Here is an 18,121-nt window from a genome sequence, read left to right on the forward strand (position 1 = left end):
TCGATTGTAAATTGCATTGCAACGCGGTCGGGTTCAAAAACACAAGAAAAAGGCAATAAAAACACCATTCCCTATTGCGTTAGGAACGGTATTTTTATTGTGCTGGTGATTACACTCAAGCTAAAATATAGGGTAGTCCTATATTTTGTTAAAATAATATTTTTCCAATTATTTGGTGAGAGTTTATAAAACCAAAAACTCTAGAATCATCACTAAAATTTAAATTTGTTCCTAAAACAAAAAAATGGTTTTTTGGAACTATTAATTCTATATTATCACCAAAATTACCCATAAATAAACTAGTGAAAAGATTATTATTTATAAAAAGTTTATTATTTTCAATAATAATCTTATCACCTTCTTTTCCGACTATCATTTTCACTACATTAACACCATTTTGTTCAAAAATAATTATATCCTTTTGATTGTATGGACCATATTTGAAAGCTAATTTTCATTCACCATTTTTTAATAATGGTAGCATTGAATTGCCATTAATTTTAACTGGAAAAAAAAGTAAAAAATAAATAAAAACAATAACTAATATTAATAAAAATAAAATAAATAAAAGTATTTTATTTTTATTTCTCTTTAAGAAGTCTATTTGTTTTTGCATAAAATTTTCTAAGAGATACAAAAAAGTATATTAAAAATGAAACAAATGAAATAGCTGATCAAAATATAAACAATGTTGTTATATTTAATAATCAATTAAATTTTAATAAAGCTAAATTATTAATCAATAATGTAAAAATTAAATAAATAGGATACATTATTAATAAAGAAAAAACAATCGAAACTAAAGCAACAAAAATAAATGAAAATAAATGATAGATTAAACTTTGTCTAGAATTCAATCCTAATAATTTTAGTAAAGCAATTTCTTTAGATTTAGAACTAACTATTAAATGTGAAAAAATAGCAACGGCAATTATTGAAATCATAAATATAGAAATAGCGAAAATAAAAATAATTTTTGTTGTGTCTTTACTATTTTGAACAATCATTTTACCTAGTGAAGCAAAATTTGTATGAATTACTATTTTTGAATCTTCTTTAGCTAAATCATTGAGTAAATTTAAAGATTTTTGTAGATTTTCAGCACTATTAAAATATATTAAAAGACTATTAGGATATCCACTTATGTACTCTGAATGTATTTTTTTTAAATTTTCGAATGTTTTTTTACTAAATTTAATTTTAGTATTTTCAGAATTTTTATCTATTAAAAAATTATTTAATACTAAATCCATATCAATATGAAAATCGCTATCAATTTTATATTTTTCTCCGATATTTAACTGTTTTTTTACAGGAGATATGAATGTAAATTCATTATCGTTTAAATTTTCATCATAATCAATCATTGATGAATTTGCAATTTGTACAGCAATTTCATCATTAATATATTTTAGAATAGAAAAACTAAATTTTGAATTTTTATTTATTTCTGATGAAATTTTCTTCGTTGTCTCTGCGCTAACAAATATATTTATTTTTTCATAATTATTTACATAGGAATAATAATTAGATAAATCTATCATATCATCATAATCAACAATACCCACAATCTTGAAAATTATTCCATTATCTGTTTTTAATTCATTATTTGTGTATAAATCTAAATTATACTTTTCAGCATCTTTTTTTCAAACAATAACTTCATTTACATCTAAACTTGCTTTTCCAATAATGTTCATACTTGCTAATTTATTGGTTCAAAAACTTGAATTGTCAATCTCATCAAAATTTAGTTCTAATATTTTATCACTATTAGTTAATGCAGCAATTCTTATCTGTGGATAATATGAATAGTATGAAGTTGAAGATAAATTACCAATTCTATTATTTAATTCATCAATTTTTTTAATATCAATTAAATTTCATGAATTAGTTTGATATTTTAATTCTATAAAATCAGAATTTGTTTCTTTAAAATATTTTGTAGAAACAAATTGAGAATTATTATGCAAGGAATAAGTATTTGATAATAAAGCAGATGTTGAAGAAATAAGAAAAATCATTAAAATAAAAGAAATAATCTTTCTTTTAATTCCAACTCAAGAAAACTTAAGTAATGGTTTATATTTATTTCAAAAATTATTTTTGCCTAAATTATTTTTTATATCATTAAATAAATACTCATTACAAGTTGGTTTGTTTTCTAATAATTCATTATTTTTTAAATCATAAATATAATCACCATATTTTTTAGCCGCTTCTAAATCATGAGAAACTACAATAATAGTTCTTTTTTTCGATAAACTAGACAATATTTTAAAAATATTTTCACTATTTTCAGTATCTAAATTTCCAGTAGGTTCATCAGCTAAAATAAACTCAGATTTTCTTAATATAGCTCTTGCAATAGCAATTCTTTGCTTTTCACCACCCGATAAATTCTTCACTTTTTCATTTAATTGAATTTCTTTTATACCTAATTCATTAATTACTTTTATTATTTCTTCTTTACTTAAATTATGTCCTAAAAAATTTAATGGAAAAACTAGATTGTCTTCTACACTTAAATCTTCAAAAAGATTATAATCTTGAAAAATAAAATCTACATAATTATTTTTTAATAAAGTTGATGGATCTATAGAGATATTATTAAAATTATATTCAATGGTTCCATCATATTCTTTATCAATGCCACCTAATACATTTAATAAAGTTGATTTTCCAACGCCAGAAGGACCTATTATAAAAGTTAATTTATTTATTGGTATTTCTAAATTTATATTTGAGAAAATCTTTTTATCATTGATTTTTTTGTTTAAGTTAAATATTTTAATCATAAATTAATTATTTATTTAAATTCAAAGCATTAGGAAACATACTTTTTATGCTCAAAGAATTTATCAGTCAGAGAATCCACAATGATTACTTTATTCTTTTCTTTAAAAAGGGCATTTGTAGAAATACCAACATAGCTTCATGATCATATGCGTCCAGAATATGAATAATGCACACCAATTTCATTTGTATCTTCAAAAACATAACTAAAACTTCTTCCCTTTTCGGTTGGATTAGAAGATATTCCTAAACTTGCCTCTAAACCGCTAGATTGACTGATACCAACTGAAGAAGATACGCTTGGTCTACCACTACCTTCAACTCATGTCTCTACTCCTAAAACAACTCTATTAGTGAAAGTACTATCAAATAAAACTCTTTCTACCGATGCCTTAGCAACCCCGCTTCAAAATACTTCATCACTACTTCAAAAATAGTCTCTTGCTCAAACCTTACCATCATGAGAAGTTTTATATTCATTTCCATCTACATATTTCTTACCCTTTTGTATTCAAATCATCTCTGTTTTCTTACCAAAAAGTGCATTTGCCTCTTTCTTATTAACTGTAGATGCTATTATTGCACTTGGCGCAACAATCATAGCTGATAAAACTCCAAAACTTGCTAAAAATTTTTTAAATTTTAATTTCATTTTAATAACCTCCATTATTTATTATTAAAGAATATAAATCAAATAAATTATCAATATCATTTAATAACACATCTTTTTCTTCACTTATTATATTAAACAAAAAATTATATTTATTAATAAAATTGAATTTTTTTGATAATTCTTTTCAATTAACTTCAACATCTAAAAAAGTTGCTAAATCCTTAAATAATATTAAAAATTTTATATCTTCTATAATGTCATTTTTATTAATTATTTTTTCTATTTCTCTTATTAATGATTGAGGAACTTCAATTTCGAGATTACTATCTATTTTTTTTAAAAGAAATAAATTCGCAACGTTAAGTAAAGTGTTAAAAATATTTTTGTCTTGTTTTAAATTATTTAATAAAACGTTTCTGATAATATCTTTTTGGTCAAATAACAAATTATTTTCAATTTTTATTTTTAAAATAAAAAATAGATTAATTAATTTATTTCGGTCTCAAAACATATCATTTTTATTTAAAATAAAATCTAAATAATTATCTATTGATTTTTCAACTAATGAAATATCGCTTTCTTTAAATAAAGTATAAGAATATGCAATAAAAAAATCTCAATCATAAAAAACATTTATTTTTTCTAAATATTTTTCAAAAAACATTCTTTTATTCTCATTATCAATAGAATTAAATTCTTCTTTAAAAAAAGTATAAAACATAAAAATATATCTAGGTTCCATCTTATTTAATATATTGTTGAATATATTACTGTATTTATTTTTTATAATAAATACAATATCTTCTTTGGTTTTAAAATCGTAAAACTTAAATATTTCCAAAAACTCTCATATGAATTCTAATTGCGAAACGCTTAAATTTTCTACTGATTCTATCTCTTTTAAAATCTCATTTTCTATCTCGCTTAAATATTTTGTTTCTTCTGGATTTAATGATTTATCATTTAAAATTAATTTTATTTTTAAAATAAACTCTAAACTTCTTTTTATTTCATATGCATCTTTTGTTTCTCTAATTCATTTTAAAAGATAGTTTTTAAGAGAATTTAATTTGTTTAAAAAATCAAATTCATTAAGTATATTTTTAAGACCCAATTCTTTTAATGCAAGATAAATTTTTATATTCATATTTGCTATATCATTTATCGTTATTCCTGCAAAGTTTTTAATAGTAAAAAAATTATTTTTATCATCTAAATTCTTTGATAAATAACTTTTAATATCGTTTATAAAACTTTCTTTTTTCATATTTTCATTAAAAGAAAATGTATATAAATAATTGTCAAATATAACAATCGGTACTTTTGATAAATCACTAAATGTAAATAATTTAAACATTTCTTTTTCTATGTTATTTTCTTGAAATAATGATTTTTTATAAAGATTCACAATATAATAGTGTGATTCAATGTTTTTTGGTATTCTTCTATCATAAAAAATATTCATTTTTTCATCATTATATAAATGATTATTCAATATTTCTGCTTGTTTTTCGGACAATTCATCACTTAAAACATTTATTTTCTCTAAATTAAACATATCTTTAACCGGAATTTTATACATAAGCTCTTTTTTTCTATTAAGTAAATAATATGTTATTCCAGCTAATGTGGCAGAAGCGGAAATTGATCCAATTGATCAAAGTAAATATTTTGTAATTTTCTTCATTTTCTGAATTTTAAAAACAATACTTTTTAATTGTATTGATTATACCTCCATCTTTATTATTAAATTCACTAACTAAAAATTGAAAAGTGACGCGCAAGTTAAGTGTCAAAAAAATAACAATGCTTTTTTAATGTTTCAATTATAAGAAAATTAATGTGAAAAATTCAAAAATAATGATAAAAGGTAAAACGTATTAAATAGCAAACTAAATGTCACACCCTTGAGTTTTAAAATTAAAAATCTACATCTTAGATAAAATTTTAATTAAAAGGAGTGGCTATTAGTGTATTTAAAATTACAACATATGAAAAAATGAGTGATTACGAAGAAAGAAAAGCTCAAATAATAGTAGGTATTATAAGGTTTTGAAATAAAAGAACAAACAAAAAAACTTGCAAACCTTTATCACGGCAGTGTCAGAACAATAATTAGATACAAAAAAAGAAATAAAACCGCTTGTAGAAAGCGGTTCATTTACTGTCGCTCACAAAAATAGAAAAAATGAAAATGCCCTCAAATATAAAGATGAAACTATAAATAAAATTATGTATTGTTATTTAAGATTAGCACCTTATGTGCTTTTTTTATCAAATTTTTAAAGAAAAAATCACCCATAGGGTGACTTTATAAATTATTAATCTTCGTCTTTGTCTTGAATGTTTCTACGTTTAATGATTGGATCAGCAATGCTGTTTGGACATTTTTCATAGTGATCAAATTGCATTTGGTATGTTCCACGTCCACTTGTCATAGATCTAAGCTCTGTTGAGTATCCGAACATTTCTGAAAGAGGTACCATAGCACGAACGTTTGTTGATCCATCGTTTCTTTGTTCTTGGTCATTAACAAGTCCTCTACGACGTGATAAGTCACCAATAACATCCCCGATGTGGTCATTTGGAACAACTACTGAAACGTCCATAATTGGTTCAAGTAATACTGTACCAATTTGGTCTTTAGCTTTTGTAAGAGCTTTAGAAGCAGCAATTTTATAAGCCATTTCAGATGAATCGACGTCGTGGTATGATCCATCAAATAATGTAGCTTTAACATCAATCATTGGGTATCCAGCTAAAATACCTGCTGCCATTTTGTCTTCAAGACCTTTTTGAATTGATTTAATGTATTCTTTAGGAATTTTTCCACCAACAATTTTATCAACGAATTCAAATCCTTGATCTGGGTTAGGTTCAAATTTAATTCATACGTGTCCGTATTGTCCTTTCCCTCCAGATTGTTTGATGTATTTACCTTCAACATCAGCTGTTTTTGTAATTGTTTCACGGTATGAAACTTGAGGTGCTCCAACTTTAGCTTGAACACCGAATTCTCTTTTAAGACGGTCTACAATAATGTCAAGGTGTAATTCACCCATTCCGGCAATAATTGTTTGTCCTGTTTCTTCGTCTGTGTAAGTTCTGAATGTAGGATCTTCTGCTGCAAGTTTTTGAAGTCCAAGTGAAAGTTTTTCTGTTGCAGCTTTTGATTCTGGTTCAAGAGCTTGTGAAATAACCGGTTCTGGGAAAACCATTTTTTCAAGAACAATTTTAGGTGTTTTTTCAGCAATAAGAGTATCACCTGTTGTTGTATATTTAAGTCCAACAGCAGCTGCGATATCTCCTGCACGACATTCATCAATTTCCACACGGCTGTTTGCGTGCATTTGTAATAAACGTCCAATACGTTCTTTTTGTTCTTTTGTTGAGTTGTATACGTAGCTTCCTTTTTCTAAAACTCCACGGTATACACGGAAGAATGTTAAGCTTCCTACGTATGGGTCATTCATAACTTTGAATGCAAGAGCAGCAAAGTCCCCATCATCTGTAGCTTCAACACTAACTTCTTCATCACCTAAGTGAGCTTTAATTGCTGGAACATCAATTGGTGATGGAAGGTAATCAACAACAGCGTCGATCATTTTCTTAACACCTTTGTTTTTGAATGATGTACCACAAACAACTGGGAAGAACTCTGAAGTTAAAGTAGCTTTTCTAATTGCATCTTTAAATTCTTCTTCAGAAATTTCTTCACCTTCAAGAACTCTCATCATAAGTTCTTCGTCAAAGTTAGCAACTGCTTCTAAAAGTTCTTGACGTTTTTCAACAACAATATCTTTTAAATCAGCAGGAATTTCTGTTGGAAATTCTTCTTCTTGAGCTTCTCCGTTGTATGTGTAAGCTTGTAATGTAACAAGATCTACAAGCCCTTTGAAATCTGATTCAGCACCAATTGGTCATTGGATAGCAACTGCATTTCCACCTAAACGGCTTTTAACTGAAGCAACTGAAGCTGCAAAGTCAGCACCAGCTTTATCCATTTTGTTTACATAAACAATACGTGGAACTTTGTAGTTTGTCGCTTGTCTTCAAACAGTTTCTGTTTGAGGCTCAACTCCTGATTGAGCATCTAAAACAGCAACAGCACCATCTAATACACGTAATGAACGTTCAACCTCAACTGTAAAGTCAACGTGTCCTGGTGTATCGATAATGTTAATTCTTTTTCCTTTTCAGAATGCTGTTGTAGCAGCTGAAGTAATTGTGATTCCACGTTCTTGTTCTTGAGCCATTCAGTCCATTTGACTAGCTCCGTCGTGTGTTTCACCAATTTTGTGAATTTTACCTGTGTGGAATAAAATTCTTTCTGTAGTAGTAGTTTTCCCTGCATCAATGTGGGCCATAATTCCGATGTTACGGTAATCTTTTAATTGATAATCTCTAGCCATAATAAAACCCTAAATTATCATCTGAAGTGTGCGAATGCACGGTTAGCTTCAGCCATTTTGTGTGTATCTTCACGTTTTTTGATTGCTCCACCTGTTTTGTTTGATGCATCGATGATTTCGTTAGCTAAACGAACATCCATTGTTTTTTCGTTTCTTAAACGAGCATATTGAACTAATCATCTAAGTGATAATGCTTGTTTTCTACGAGGAGAAACTTCTGTAGGAACTTGGTAGTTTGTTCCTCCGATTCTTCTTGTTCTAATTTCAAGTTGTGGAGTAACGTTTTCAATAGCTAAGTTGAAAACTTCCATTGGATCTTTTTGTGTTTTTTCTTTAACAATTTCAAATGCTGAATATAAGATATCTTGAGCAATTGATTTTTTTCCGTCAAGCATAATTGTGTTAATTAATTTTGTAACAATTACAGAGTTAAAAACTGGATCTGCTAATACTTCACGGATAGGCGCGCTTTTCTTTCTTGACATATTTGTCCTCCTATTTTGAATATTTGTGTTTTTTGTAAATTAATAATTTAAATTATGCTTTGATTATTTAGCTTTTTTAGCACCGTAAAGACTACGTCCTTGTTGACGTTTAGCAACTCCGGCAGCATCTTGTGTTCCACGAACGATGTGGTATCTAACCCCAGGTAAATCTTTAACACGTCCTCCACGGATTAAAACAACAGAGTGTTCTTGAAGGTTGTGTCCTTCTCCTGGAATATATGCTGTAACTTCCATTCCGTTTGATAACTTAACACGAGCATATTTACGTAAAGCTGAGTTAGGTTTTTTAGGTGTCATTGTTGCAACACGAGTACATACACCACGTTTGAATGGTGATGCCATTTTTTTAGCTTTTTTAATTAATGAGTTGTAACTTAAACTAAGAGCAGGAGCGTTTTGCTTTCTTGTCTTAGATGTACGACCATTTGTAACCAATTGATTAATTGTTGGCATTTTAATACATCCTTTCTATAAATAATAAATCTTGTAAAAACAGCTATTGTATTAGATAGCCATATTATTATACAACAACATACCCGTGTGTATCGCATTTTTTTAAATTTTTTTATAGGGAAAATAATGAATACTTTTACTTAATAAAAAAATTAAAAACAACCCTATAAATAGGGCATATTTTAAATAAAATTATCTTTTTTACTACCTATAAAAAGCATTTTGAAAGAACAATATTTAGCTATTTAATTTTTTGAAATTCATTTATTGCTTCAATAAGGCAAATAAATGATTTGTGTGAATGATCATTTCTTTTTAAATAAAAATTTTTCTTGTTCAAGTAATTTTGTCTCAATTTTTCTCAACCGCCTTTGGTTTCCTTAATTTGTTTTATTTTCTTTTTGTAATCACTTGAATTTTTTGTTTCATTTCAAATATATGTATCGTTTTTAGGGTTTGATGTTTTTTGGTGAATTAACCTTAATCAATCTCCAGTACTTGATTTAGTTACAATACATAAATCGATACTTCATTCTCTTTCATGTTGTGAGAATTTCATTGGTTTTGTTGTTAAAGCACTTGTTGAGTCGTTAACAGTTTTTAAATCTCTTTTTTGTAAAACTTTATTAAATGCATTTCTAACATCTTCTTTAATTTTCTTTACGTTTTTTCAATCTTGACAAGAAATAATGTTTAAATTGTAATCTAAGTCAATTTTTCCATCTTCATTCACTGTTATTAAATTTCTAGCACCACTTCCTACAAGAAAGAATTGTGAATTTATTTTGTATTTATTTCTTAAAATTTTTTCCATCTCTGTAAGCATTTCAGATGAAAATGAGCGTGCTTTTTTTATAAAAGATTTGTCTGTTTCAAATTTATACATTTTGATCCTTTCTTATTTGTTAATATGAATTTTTAAAAAAACAAATCATAATATTATATTATTAATTTAAAAAATCGCTTTAAAAAAATATATTAAAGAACTAAAAATTGGAAATTTCCATTTTTAGTAATTCTTTTTTATCATTAATTTTACCCTTTCGATATATAAGGTTAATAGTGAGTAAAAAATTATTTTTTGAAAGTTCTCAAAATAGATAAAAAAAGTAAAAAGTACATTTTTTGCTCTTTTTTAGGGTAAAATTGTAATTATTGCAAAAATAAAGGAGTTTTAATATGTATGATTTAATTGTTATTGGTTGAGGTAAAGCAGGTAAAACACTAGCTAATAAGTTAGGTTCTCAAGGACAAAAAATTGCCCTAATTGAAAAAGATCCTAAAATGTATGGCGGAACTTGCATTAATGTAGGTTGCTTACCAACTAAATCATTAGTTCATGATGCAAAAGTAGTTTCTCAAATGCGCAGTCTTGGAATTGAAAATAATCATGAAGTTAATAATGCTTTTTTCAAAAAAGCTATGGAACATAAGAAAAATCTTGTCAAAAAATTAAACAAAGTTAATTTTGACATTTTGAAAAATAACCTTAATGTTGATTTATATCTTGGAGATGCTTCGTTTGAAAGTGAGAATAGTATCAAAGTTAGAAAACATGATAATCAAGAAATTATTTTAGAAGCTAAAAAGATTTTAATTAACACCGGAGCTACTCCAAATAAATTATCAATTGAAGGATCTGAATCTAAAAACATTTTAACTAGCGAACAACTTTTAGAGCTTGATGAATTACCAAAAGACATTTTGGTAATTGGAGCCGGGTTTATTGGACTTGAATTTGCTTCAATTTTTAATTACTTTGGTTCTAATGTTCAAATTTTCCAAAAAGGTAATATGTTTTTACCTTCAGAAGATCAAAGTGATGCAGATGCTATTAAAGAAAGCTTAACTAAAAGAGGAGTGAAAATTGACTTTGATATCGATTTAATTAAATTTGTTGATTTAAAAAATAACAAAACCAAAGTAGTTTATAGCCAAAATGACCAAATCAAAGAAGCTGTTTTTGACAAAATATTAGTTGCTATTGGTCGTAGACCAAACACTGAGGGACTTAGTTTAGAAAAAGCTAATATTCAGATAAATGAAAGAGGAATTATTATTAGTAATAACTTACTTCAAACTACAAACAAAAATGTTTATGTAGCTGGTGATGTTAAAGGTGGATATCAATTTACTTATATTTCTCTTGATGATTCACGGATCATTTATCCACAACTTGCTAATTTAGAAACTTCTTATACTAAAGATGATCGTAAATATGTTCCTTTTGCATCTTTTATTGATCCAACATACGCTAGAGCAGGGCTTAACGAAAAAGAAGCCAAGGCAAAAGGAATTGAATATACATTAAAATACTTGCCTTCATTAAAAATTCCAAAAGCTCATGTTATTAGAGAAACCGAAGGATACTACAAAGTACTTGTGGACAAAGAAGGTTATATTATAGGTGCTATTGTCTTCAATTATGAAGCTCATGAAATTATTAACTTGCTTTCAGTAGCAATTAAATATAAAATTAAAGCTAGTGACTTAAAAGATTTTATTTATGTGCATCCGAACTTTACAGAAGCGCTTAATGATGTTTTATCTTAATTTAATTTAAAAATTGTAGGTGAAGTTCCTACAATTTTTAAATTCTAATTTTGAACTTATAAGTGCAAATTACATTGGAAATTGGTTCATAAAATCTTGGTAAATAATCTCAAAATCCTTGTTATAAAGTTTTGTATCTTTTAGGTGAGAACCTCAAAAGAATAAATATGAGTATTTTTTAGCTTTTTCTTGATCATCTCCAAAAAGTCTTTTGAGATTGGCGCTTGATATTCTGATTTTGCCTCCTCCACCCTTGACTTTCTCAAAGTATGGAATTACCATTCATTGATATTTATTTGCCATGAGATAAAATTTTCCACGGTAAAATGAAAATCCTTTGTTACTTAAATCTTCGTCATTTGCAATGTATTCTTTATCAAAAGATAATTCATATCTAGTAAATTTTAAGTTTTTAGTTCATGCTTCAATTCTTTTCATTTTAAATAAATTCTTAAATAATCAAATTGAAAAAACTGCAAAAGCTATAATTGAAATCAGGAGAAAAACATCAAAGAACTCATAGTATACAAAAACGACTTGGAGCTCTTCTTGAGGATATTTTTTTAAAATAGCAAAGTGAATAGTTGTTAAACAAATAATGTTTACAAATTGAATTATATTTAATATCAAGACCATTTTATTCATAGATCTAATCTCTTTTTTTAGATCATCAATTGCGTCTTTAAATAAATAATTAATTGCTCTGTTAAATTTTTGTTCATTAATTCACTTTATCCTTTTGTAAATAGGATTTAAAGTGAATTGGAAAAATGATTTTCTTTGAAATTTTCCCGAGTAAAGTCATGTTCATGAACAAGAGAGTATACCTGTAATAACTAATAATGTCATCATTGCATAAAAGTTCATAAGTCTCCTTTCTTGAATAAAAATAAAATTTAATATTTTATATTTTGTCTTTCTAATTCACTTGCAAATGTATTTACAAATTGTTGATAAACGTGCTCATAATTATTATTTTTTACTCCATCTATATCTAAATGGATGCCTCAAACTGCAAAATATGTGAGTCACAAATTAGTGAATTTATCCCCATAAAAGCCTTCTGAAAAATCTTTTATATCAACTTTAATTGGTTTAAAGTAAAATCTTGACATATACGGCTTTCACTTAAATTCAATAAAGTCATCAGTGAAAAAATCGGTTGTTTCTTTATATTGCTTGTCAAAAAATAAACCATCATTAGAAAATTCTAATGTGTTTAAAAATTTATCCACATTTTCAATTTTTCTTTTTTGAGTTCAAAATACAAGATAACATAAAGGAAAAAGAACAAAATGGAAAAACAAAATCATTCCAAATAATATTCCATTTAATAACAGTTGCTCACTAAAAAACTCTATTTTAGTGAAAGATAAAATAAAAATTATGGTAACAAATATGACCCAAAATCAACTTAATAAAAATGATGAGTAAATGATTTTGTTTTGCCTTAATAAGTTAAATCTAATTAAATTTCAAGCTTTCATAAATATAAAGTTTGTTTTATAACTTGTATTGTTATTTGCTAATAGAATAATTTTTTTATAAATGACATTAAATACAGTCATGAAAGGTAATGTTTTGTCCATTCTCAATCTAAAGGAAAAGATGAGCAATTTATAAGAAATTATTGATAATAAAAAATATAAAAGTACAGTTATGTTCATGCTATATTTTGCTTTTTGTTCCTTTCTTAATTTTGCTCATATTTGTTAATAAAGTCTTGATATATATCTTGATAATTTTCTCTAAAGAAACTTGTATCTGGTAAATGAATCCCTCACAAAATAAGGTATGAATACATTTTTGATCTTTCAAGATCATTATTTAAAAGTTTAATTATGTTAGGAATTGATATTTTAATTTTTTTCTTTTTAGAACCGTTTTCAACTAATAGTCAGTTATGTGATGCAAAAGGAAAATAAATTTTCTTGTCAAATAAAACATAGTCTTTTGCATCTCTATCTAAAAGTTGCACTTTATATTCCTTATCAAAGCACAAGGATGCTCCTGAAAATTTTTGTTTTTCAATTAACTGATTATTTTTTTTAATTGTCTGTAAATTTTTAAATAAAACAAAGATTACAATAATTAATTCTAAAAAATAACCAATTAAAAAAATAGAAAGGATGAAGTAAAAAGCTCACTTAAGAGTTGTGCCATCTTTTAAATAAACTGAAAATAGCGCAATTGAAACAGATCCGCAGACTATTGAAACAATTAAATTTGTAATAAATATAATTAAAAGTTTGTTGAGTTTATTTACTTCTTTATTTAAGTCTTCTCACCCATTTTTAAATAAAGTATTTATTTCTACTTTAATTTTCTTTAAGTCTAGTTCTTGCAACTTTTTATTAAGTTGAAAAAGAATTCATTGAAAACGCATGTTTTTTACATATTTAAATCAAAAAAGATTTTCTGCTGGAAATATTGATAATATAGATAACAAAACCAAAGTAATTTGTAATTCAATACTCATATATACTCCTTTATGTTTTTGATAAATTAATTATATTGATAATTAATATTTCTATGAAATAAATAAATAATTAAATTAAAGCAGAACATCGATAATAAATGTTCTGCTTTAAAAATACTTTTAATGATTAAAAATAGGATTATTGGTTTGAGCAAAACTCAACTAAAGTAGCAACTAATTCACCTTGTGGCTCACCAGATTTATCAGCAGTTCCAGCAACATCACAGTGAATAAAATCGATTCCGTTAGTAAATTCTTTTAAAAACATTGCAGCTTGTGAACTATCTTGTTTAACAGTTGAACTTCAAGAAGCTAAATCTGCAACTTTTGAACCTTTATTTCCTTTGTTAAAATCTTCATGCATTGGCATTCTTCAAACTTTTTCTTGGGCTAATTTTGAAGCTGCTTCAAATTTTGAGTATTTTGCATCATTTTCAGTAAAAATACCTGAATAAGTGTTTCCAAGTGAAACTAAAATTGAACCTGTTAAAGTTGCAACATCAACAATTGTTGAAGGTTTTAAAATTGAAGCTGCATAGTAAAGTCCATCAGCGAGCACTAATCTACCTTCAGCATCGGTATCAACAACTTCAACTCATTTTCCTGACATTGATTTATACACGTTTTCAGGAAGTGAAGCGTCATTATTAATTCTATTATCTGTAATGCACATAATTGCGCTTGCATTTACTTTTGCTTTTAAAAGAGCAAGTGATTTAACTGCATAAGCTGCAATTACAGATCCAGACATATCATATTTCATACCTTCCATATGATATCCTTTAGTATTAACTCCACCAGTATCAAAAGTAATTCCTTTACCTACAATGCTTACACTTTCAGTATTTTCAGGATTTCCTTTATATTCAACAATAACCACTCTAGGTTCATGTGTTGATCCTTTATTTACTGATAAAAGTAAATTCATTCCTAAATCTTGAATTTCTTTTTTAGTTAAAATAGTTACTTTAAGATTTTCAATTCCACTAAAATCTTCAGCAATTTTAGTTGCAAGCATTTCTGAGTTTAAGAAATTTTCAGGCATGATTTGTAAATTTCTTGTTTTATTTACTTGTTCTGCAATAATTACGTACTTATTAGCTTGCTCAATTAAAGCTTCATAAGAATCTCCGAGCACTAAATTTAGAGCTTTTTCTTTTTGGTCTTCATCTTTTTTATTATCAATATCGATTGATTTTTTAAAAAGATTTGCCTTAGCAAAGTAGATTTTAGAAATTAAAGCTCTTAAGATCTCTTCTTGTTTAAAATGTTTCACAAATGAAGCAAAATCAAGGTCAAAATCATAATTTGTTTCGCCAAATGTATCTTTAATTAATTGATGAAGCTCAAAAAGAGATTGCTTGTCTTTTTTAACAAAAAGATAAGCAAGATTATTAGCAAAATCAATTGTGATTTTTCCATGTTTTTTACCTACAAACTCAGGTAAATTTTCACCTTCAAAAGCTAAAAGCATTTTGATATTTTCTTTGTGAAATTCCTTTTTAATTTTTAACATATATTATTCCTTTTCTGATTGTAAAAATAAATCAATTATTTGTCCAGCACTTTTACGATATGCTCTAACAAGTCCACCAGCTCCAAGTTTTATTCCACCAAAATACCGAACCACAATTACTAAAACATTAGAAATGTTTTTGAATTGGAAAAGATCATAAATTGCTTTTCCTGCAGTTCCTTTGGGCTCACCATCATCATCATAACCAGCTTGAAATCCACCTTCTAAATTAAGCAAATAAGCACTACAAACATGCCGAGCTTTCTTGTGCTTTTTTCTAACCTTTTCAATGATTTGAGCAATTTCTGTTTTATCTTTTATTTTGAAAATATAGCCATAAAACTTAGATTTTTTCTCTTCGTATAGTGTTTCTAAATTCACACATTTATTATATTATAATTTCTTGTTTTATCACAAATTGTGATATTATATTACTGTATGGTAATATAAAAAGATAACAAGGGGAATTATGAAAAAAATAATTTTTAGTTTAGGTGTCTTAACTTCATTTGCTAGTATTGGTAGTGTTATTTCGTGTAATGATACAAATAAGCCAGTAAATGATCAACCTTTCACATACGTAGACAAACACGATATCAAGATTTCAAATTATTCAAAACTTAGCTCACTTCCGGAAACTAAAAGAAATTTGGTCAACAAAGTCAAAGAAACTTTTGAATCATATGCAAATTTCTTGAATGTTAATTTAGATAAAAATCAAGCAGATGGTCGCTTTGCTTCTTACAAAAAATATAAAAAATTAATTTGAAGTAGCCAAAATTCAGTAAGAGCTACTTTACTAAAAATAATTAACAAATTAAATCCACAAAATCCAGAGCAAGGTAAAGAACTTTTAAAAGCAAAAATTGAACATTTTTATCAACATTTACGTTTATATGATGACATATTTTACTTAATTGAAGATTTTGACTCTGTTTTTTATGAAGATCTAGAAAATAAATATCAAAATCTTAACAAGTTAAAAAAATATTTAGAAGACACACTTGATAGCAAAAGTCAAATTGAAAATCAATCTTCAGAAGTTTATTTAACTGCCGTTTTAGAACAAATTGAAAAAGAATTAAATAACAAATTCTTTGATAATCAAAAATTTAACAACGCAAGCGAAGAAACTCATGAACATAATGAAAATAATCACGACCATAATCACGATCATGTTCATGATGATGGAGGAAATGGCCACGGACACTCTCATGCATTAGCAAACTTAATGAATTTAGTAAATAATTTATTAAAACAATTTAGCGAAACCAATATAGATCAAGAAAATAGTGATGAAAGCATTAAAGTAAAACTTACTCAGTTAGCCGCAGAGCAAAATGTTGATTTAACAAATGAAATTAATGCTTTTGTAAATGCTTTAAAACAATTTAAAGCTGAATATAACCAAAATAATATTAAAAATAACTACATTAATGTTTTAAAAAATGAAGTAGAAAATCTTAAGGCTAAAATTGATAGTGTTAAACAATTGGTAAATGCTTAGTAAAACAAATACTCTTAAAAATGGTAAAACATATTTTAGGAGTATTTTTTATATACTGAGTGTTCAAATTTGGCACTGTTTGGAGCATAATTTTTCATATATCTTAAGCAAAAGAACTTCAAAATTTATAAGAAAACAAGCCACAAGGGCTTGCGCTTTTGGTTTTGCTTTTATCACTATTTCTTCATTTTTTGCACTAATTTTTTTATAATTTAAACATTAAAAAAGCATTGTTATTTTTTGCCACTTAACTTATGCGTCACTTTTTCAATTTTTATAAAAAATATTTCAATTTGTTTAAAATTATCATAGTCTTTTATTATTTTATAATTAAAATGTTTTATTAATTTTTTCAAAGATTTTCTACAGAATTTAAATTTAATTCATTATTTTTAATTATTAATATATCTAGATCTTTAGGAATTCTATTTATTGCATTTTGTAAAAATAAACTAAAACTTCCTTGTATGGCATAATTATCAATATTTTTTAATTTGTTTATTAATTTATTTATTGTGCTTAATTTCATTAGGATATTTTAAACAATTATATTTGTTCAATTTCTTTTTAATGTTTTCAATTAAAAAATAATAAGAGAAATCATTTATTAAATATAAAAACACATATATTGGTAAATAAAAAACAAAATACTTAAAATCTCTATAAAAATGTAAATCAAAATACTCTTCGTAAGTCATTGGGTTCTCTACATCCAAAACATAAATTTTATAATTAGTTGTATTTACCATAGTTCTGCAAAAATAAGCAACAAAACAAATTAAAATCAAAAATAAAATAAAAAACGATGAATTTATTATTTGAGAAATGTTTTTTAATTTATAGGTTTTATATTTGTTTTCTAATTTTAATGGAATAAATCAATTAACTATTTGAATTAATAACAATGTTATCAGTATATAAATAGTGTAATAGTTTAATCCTTGTGTTAGTTCAAAACTAAGTCATGCATTACTTAAAAAAGTAAAAGCTCCAAAAAAAGAAATAAGATATTTTAAAAATATATTTAAATATTTCATTAGTATTCACTCCAATTCTAATTTTCTGCAAACCAATCTTTTAGTTTTTTAAAAAAATAATTTTTACTATATATTATAATTATATTATTTTTATTTTAACAGGTTAGATTTATCAATCTATGTAATACAAAAAAACTGAAAAAAATGTATTTTTTTCAGGCTTGAGTGTAATCTCCGGCGCAACAAAAATACTGTTCATAACACAATAGGGAATGGTGTTTTTATTGCTTTTTTCTCTTTTATTTGTTC

16 protein-coding genes are annotated in these 18,121 nt (G+C 25.9%); 2 read left to right on the forward strand and 14 right to left on the reverse strand.

Annotated elements, in window-relative coordinates:
• Window positions 1–148 precede the first annotated feature (148 nt).
• From lepB to GOQ20_RS00455, 8 genes are all read right to left on the reverse strand, one after another.
• Window positions 149–616, reverse strand: coding sequence for a signal peptidase I (lepB, locus tag GOQ20_RS00420; protein ID WP_233091223.1), 468 nt, complete (start codon window positions 614–616; stop codon window positions 149–151).
• Complete coding sequence (locus GOQ20_RS00425) at window positions 582–2,798, reverse strand: ATP-binding cassette domain-containing protein (protein ID WP_167844962.1); 2,217 nt, start codon at window positions 2,796–2,798, stop codon at window positions 582–584. The genes lepB and GOQ20_RS00425 overlap by 35 nt, the downstream gene beginning before the upstream one ends.
• Window positions 2,799–2,827: 29 nt before the next feature.
• Window positions 2,828–3,448, reverse strand: coding sequence for a hypothetical protein (locus tag GOQ20_RS00430; protein WP_233091224.1), 621 nt, complete (start codon window positions 3,446–3,448; stop codon window positions 2,828–2,830).
• 1 nt (window position 3,449) lies between these two features.
• Window positions 3,450–5,096 (reverse strand): hypothetical protein, encoded by a 1,647-nt coding sequence (locus GOQ20_RS00435; protein ID WP_167844964.1) that lies wholly within the window; start codon window positions 5,094–5,096, stop codon window positions 3,450–3,452.
• 634 nt (window positions 5,097–5,730) lie between these two features.
• On the reverse strand, window positions 5,731–7,821 hold the full coding sequence (gene fusA, locus GOQ20_RS00440; RefSeq protein WP_167844965.1) for an elongation factor G: 2,091 nt from the start codon (window positions 7,819–7,821) through the stop codon (window positions 5,731–5,733).
• A gap of 14 nt (window positions 7,822–7,835) precedes the next feature.
• Window positions 7,836–8,306, reverse strand: coding sequence for a 30S ribosomal protein S7 (rpsG, locus tag GOQ20_RS00445; protein WP_129620237.1), 471 nt, complete (start codon window positions 8,304–8,306; stop codon window positions 7,836–7,838).
• Between the two features lie 63 nt (window positions 8,307–8,369).
• Entirely contained in the window at window positions 8,370–8,780 is a 411-nt protein-coding gene (gene rpsL, locus GOQ20_RS00450) for a 30S ribosomal protein S12 (RefSeq protein WP_129620238.1), read from the reverse strand.
• 241 nt (window positions 8,781–9,021) lie between these two features.
• Window positions 9,022–9,666, reverse strand: coding sequence for a hypothetical protein (locus GOQ20_RS00455; protein WP_167844966.1), 645 nt, complete (start codon window positions 9,664–9,666; stop codon window positions 9,022–9,024).
• A 293-nt stretch (window positions 9,667–9,959) separates the two neighbouring features.
• Between GOQ20_RS00455 and GOQ20_RS00460 the strand changes: the two genes are divergently transcribed.
• Window positions 9,960–11,333 (forward strand): dihydrolipoyl dehydrogenase family protein, encoded by a 1,374-nt coding sequence (locus tag GOQ20_RS00460; protein WP_167844967.1) that lies wholly within the window; start codon window positions 9,960–9,962, stop codon window positions 11,331–11,333.
• A gap of 69 nt (window positions 11,334–11,402) precedes the next feature.
• On the opposite strand, the gene GOQ20_RS00465 is transcribed toward GOQ20_RS00460, so the two are convergent.
• The 5 genes from GOQ20_RS00465 to GOQ20_RS00485 all read right to left on the reverse strand — a co-directional run bounded on the left by GOQ20_RS00465 (window position 11,403) and on the right by GOQ20_RS00485 (window position 15,709).
• On the reverse strand, window positions 11,403–12,200 hold the full coding sequence (locus GOQ20_RS00465) for a hypothetical protein (protein ID WP_167844968.1): 798 nt from the start codon (window positions 12,198–12,200) through the stop codon (window positions 11,403–11,405).
• A 29-nt stretch (window positions 12,201–12,229) separates the two neighbouring features.
• Window positions 12,230–12,568, reverse strand: a complete 339-nt coding sequence (locus GOQ20_RS00470; RefSeq protein WP_129620242.1) for a hypothetical protein — start codon at window positions 12,566–12,568, stop codon at window positions 12,230–12,232.
• 458 nt (window positions 12,569–13,026) lie between these two features.
• Window positions 13,027–13,812, reverse strand: coding sequence for a hypothetical protein (locus GOQ20_RS00475; protein ID WP_167844969.1), 786 nt, complete (start codon window positions 13,810–13,812; stop codon window positions 13,027–13,029).
• 139 nt (window positions 13,813–13,951) lie between these two features.
• Window positions 13,952–15,328, reverse strand: coding sequence for a M17 family metallopeptidase (locus GOQ20_RS00480; RefSeq protein ID WP_167844970.1), 1,377 nt, complete (start codon window positions 15,326–15,328; stop codon window positions 13,952–13,954).
• 3 nt (window positions 15,329–15,331) lie between these two features.
• Window positions 15,332–15,709 carry an IMPACT family protein gene (locus tag GOQ20_RS00485; protein ID WP_167844971.1) on the reverse strand — a complete coding sequence of 126 codons (378 nt, stop codon included), beginning with the start codon at window positions 15,707–15,709 and terminating at the stop codon, window positions 15,332–15,334.
• Between the two features lie 88 nt (window positions 15,710–15,797).
• On the opposite strand from GOQ20_RS00485, the gene GOQ20_RS00490 reads away from it, so the two are divergent.
• Window positions 15,798–16,835: a hypothetical protein gene (locus GOQ20_RS00490; protein WP_167844972.1), complete on the forward strand. Its 1,038-nt coding sequence runs from the start codon at window positions 15,798–15,800 to the stop codon at window positions 16,833–16,835.
• A gap of 506 nt (window positions 16,836–17,341) precedes the next feature.
• Here the strand turns inward: GOQ20_RS00490 and GOQ20_RS00495 are convergent.
• A complete protein-coding gene (locus GOQ20_RS00495; protein ID WP_167844973.1) occupies window positions 17,342–17,872 on the reverse strand; it encodes a hypothetical protein in 531 nt (176 codons plus the stop codon).
• Window positions 17,873–18,121: the final 249 nt, after the last annotated feature.

The organism is Mycoplasmopsis gallinacea (assembly GCF_012220205.1).
Classification (GTDB): domain Bacteria; phylum Bacillota_I; class Bacilli_A; order Mycoplasmatales; family Metamycoplasmataceae; genus Mycoplasmopsis; species Mycoplasmopsis gallinacea_A.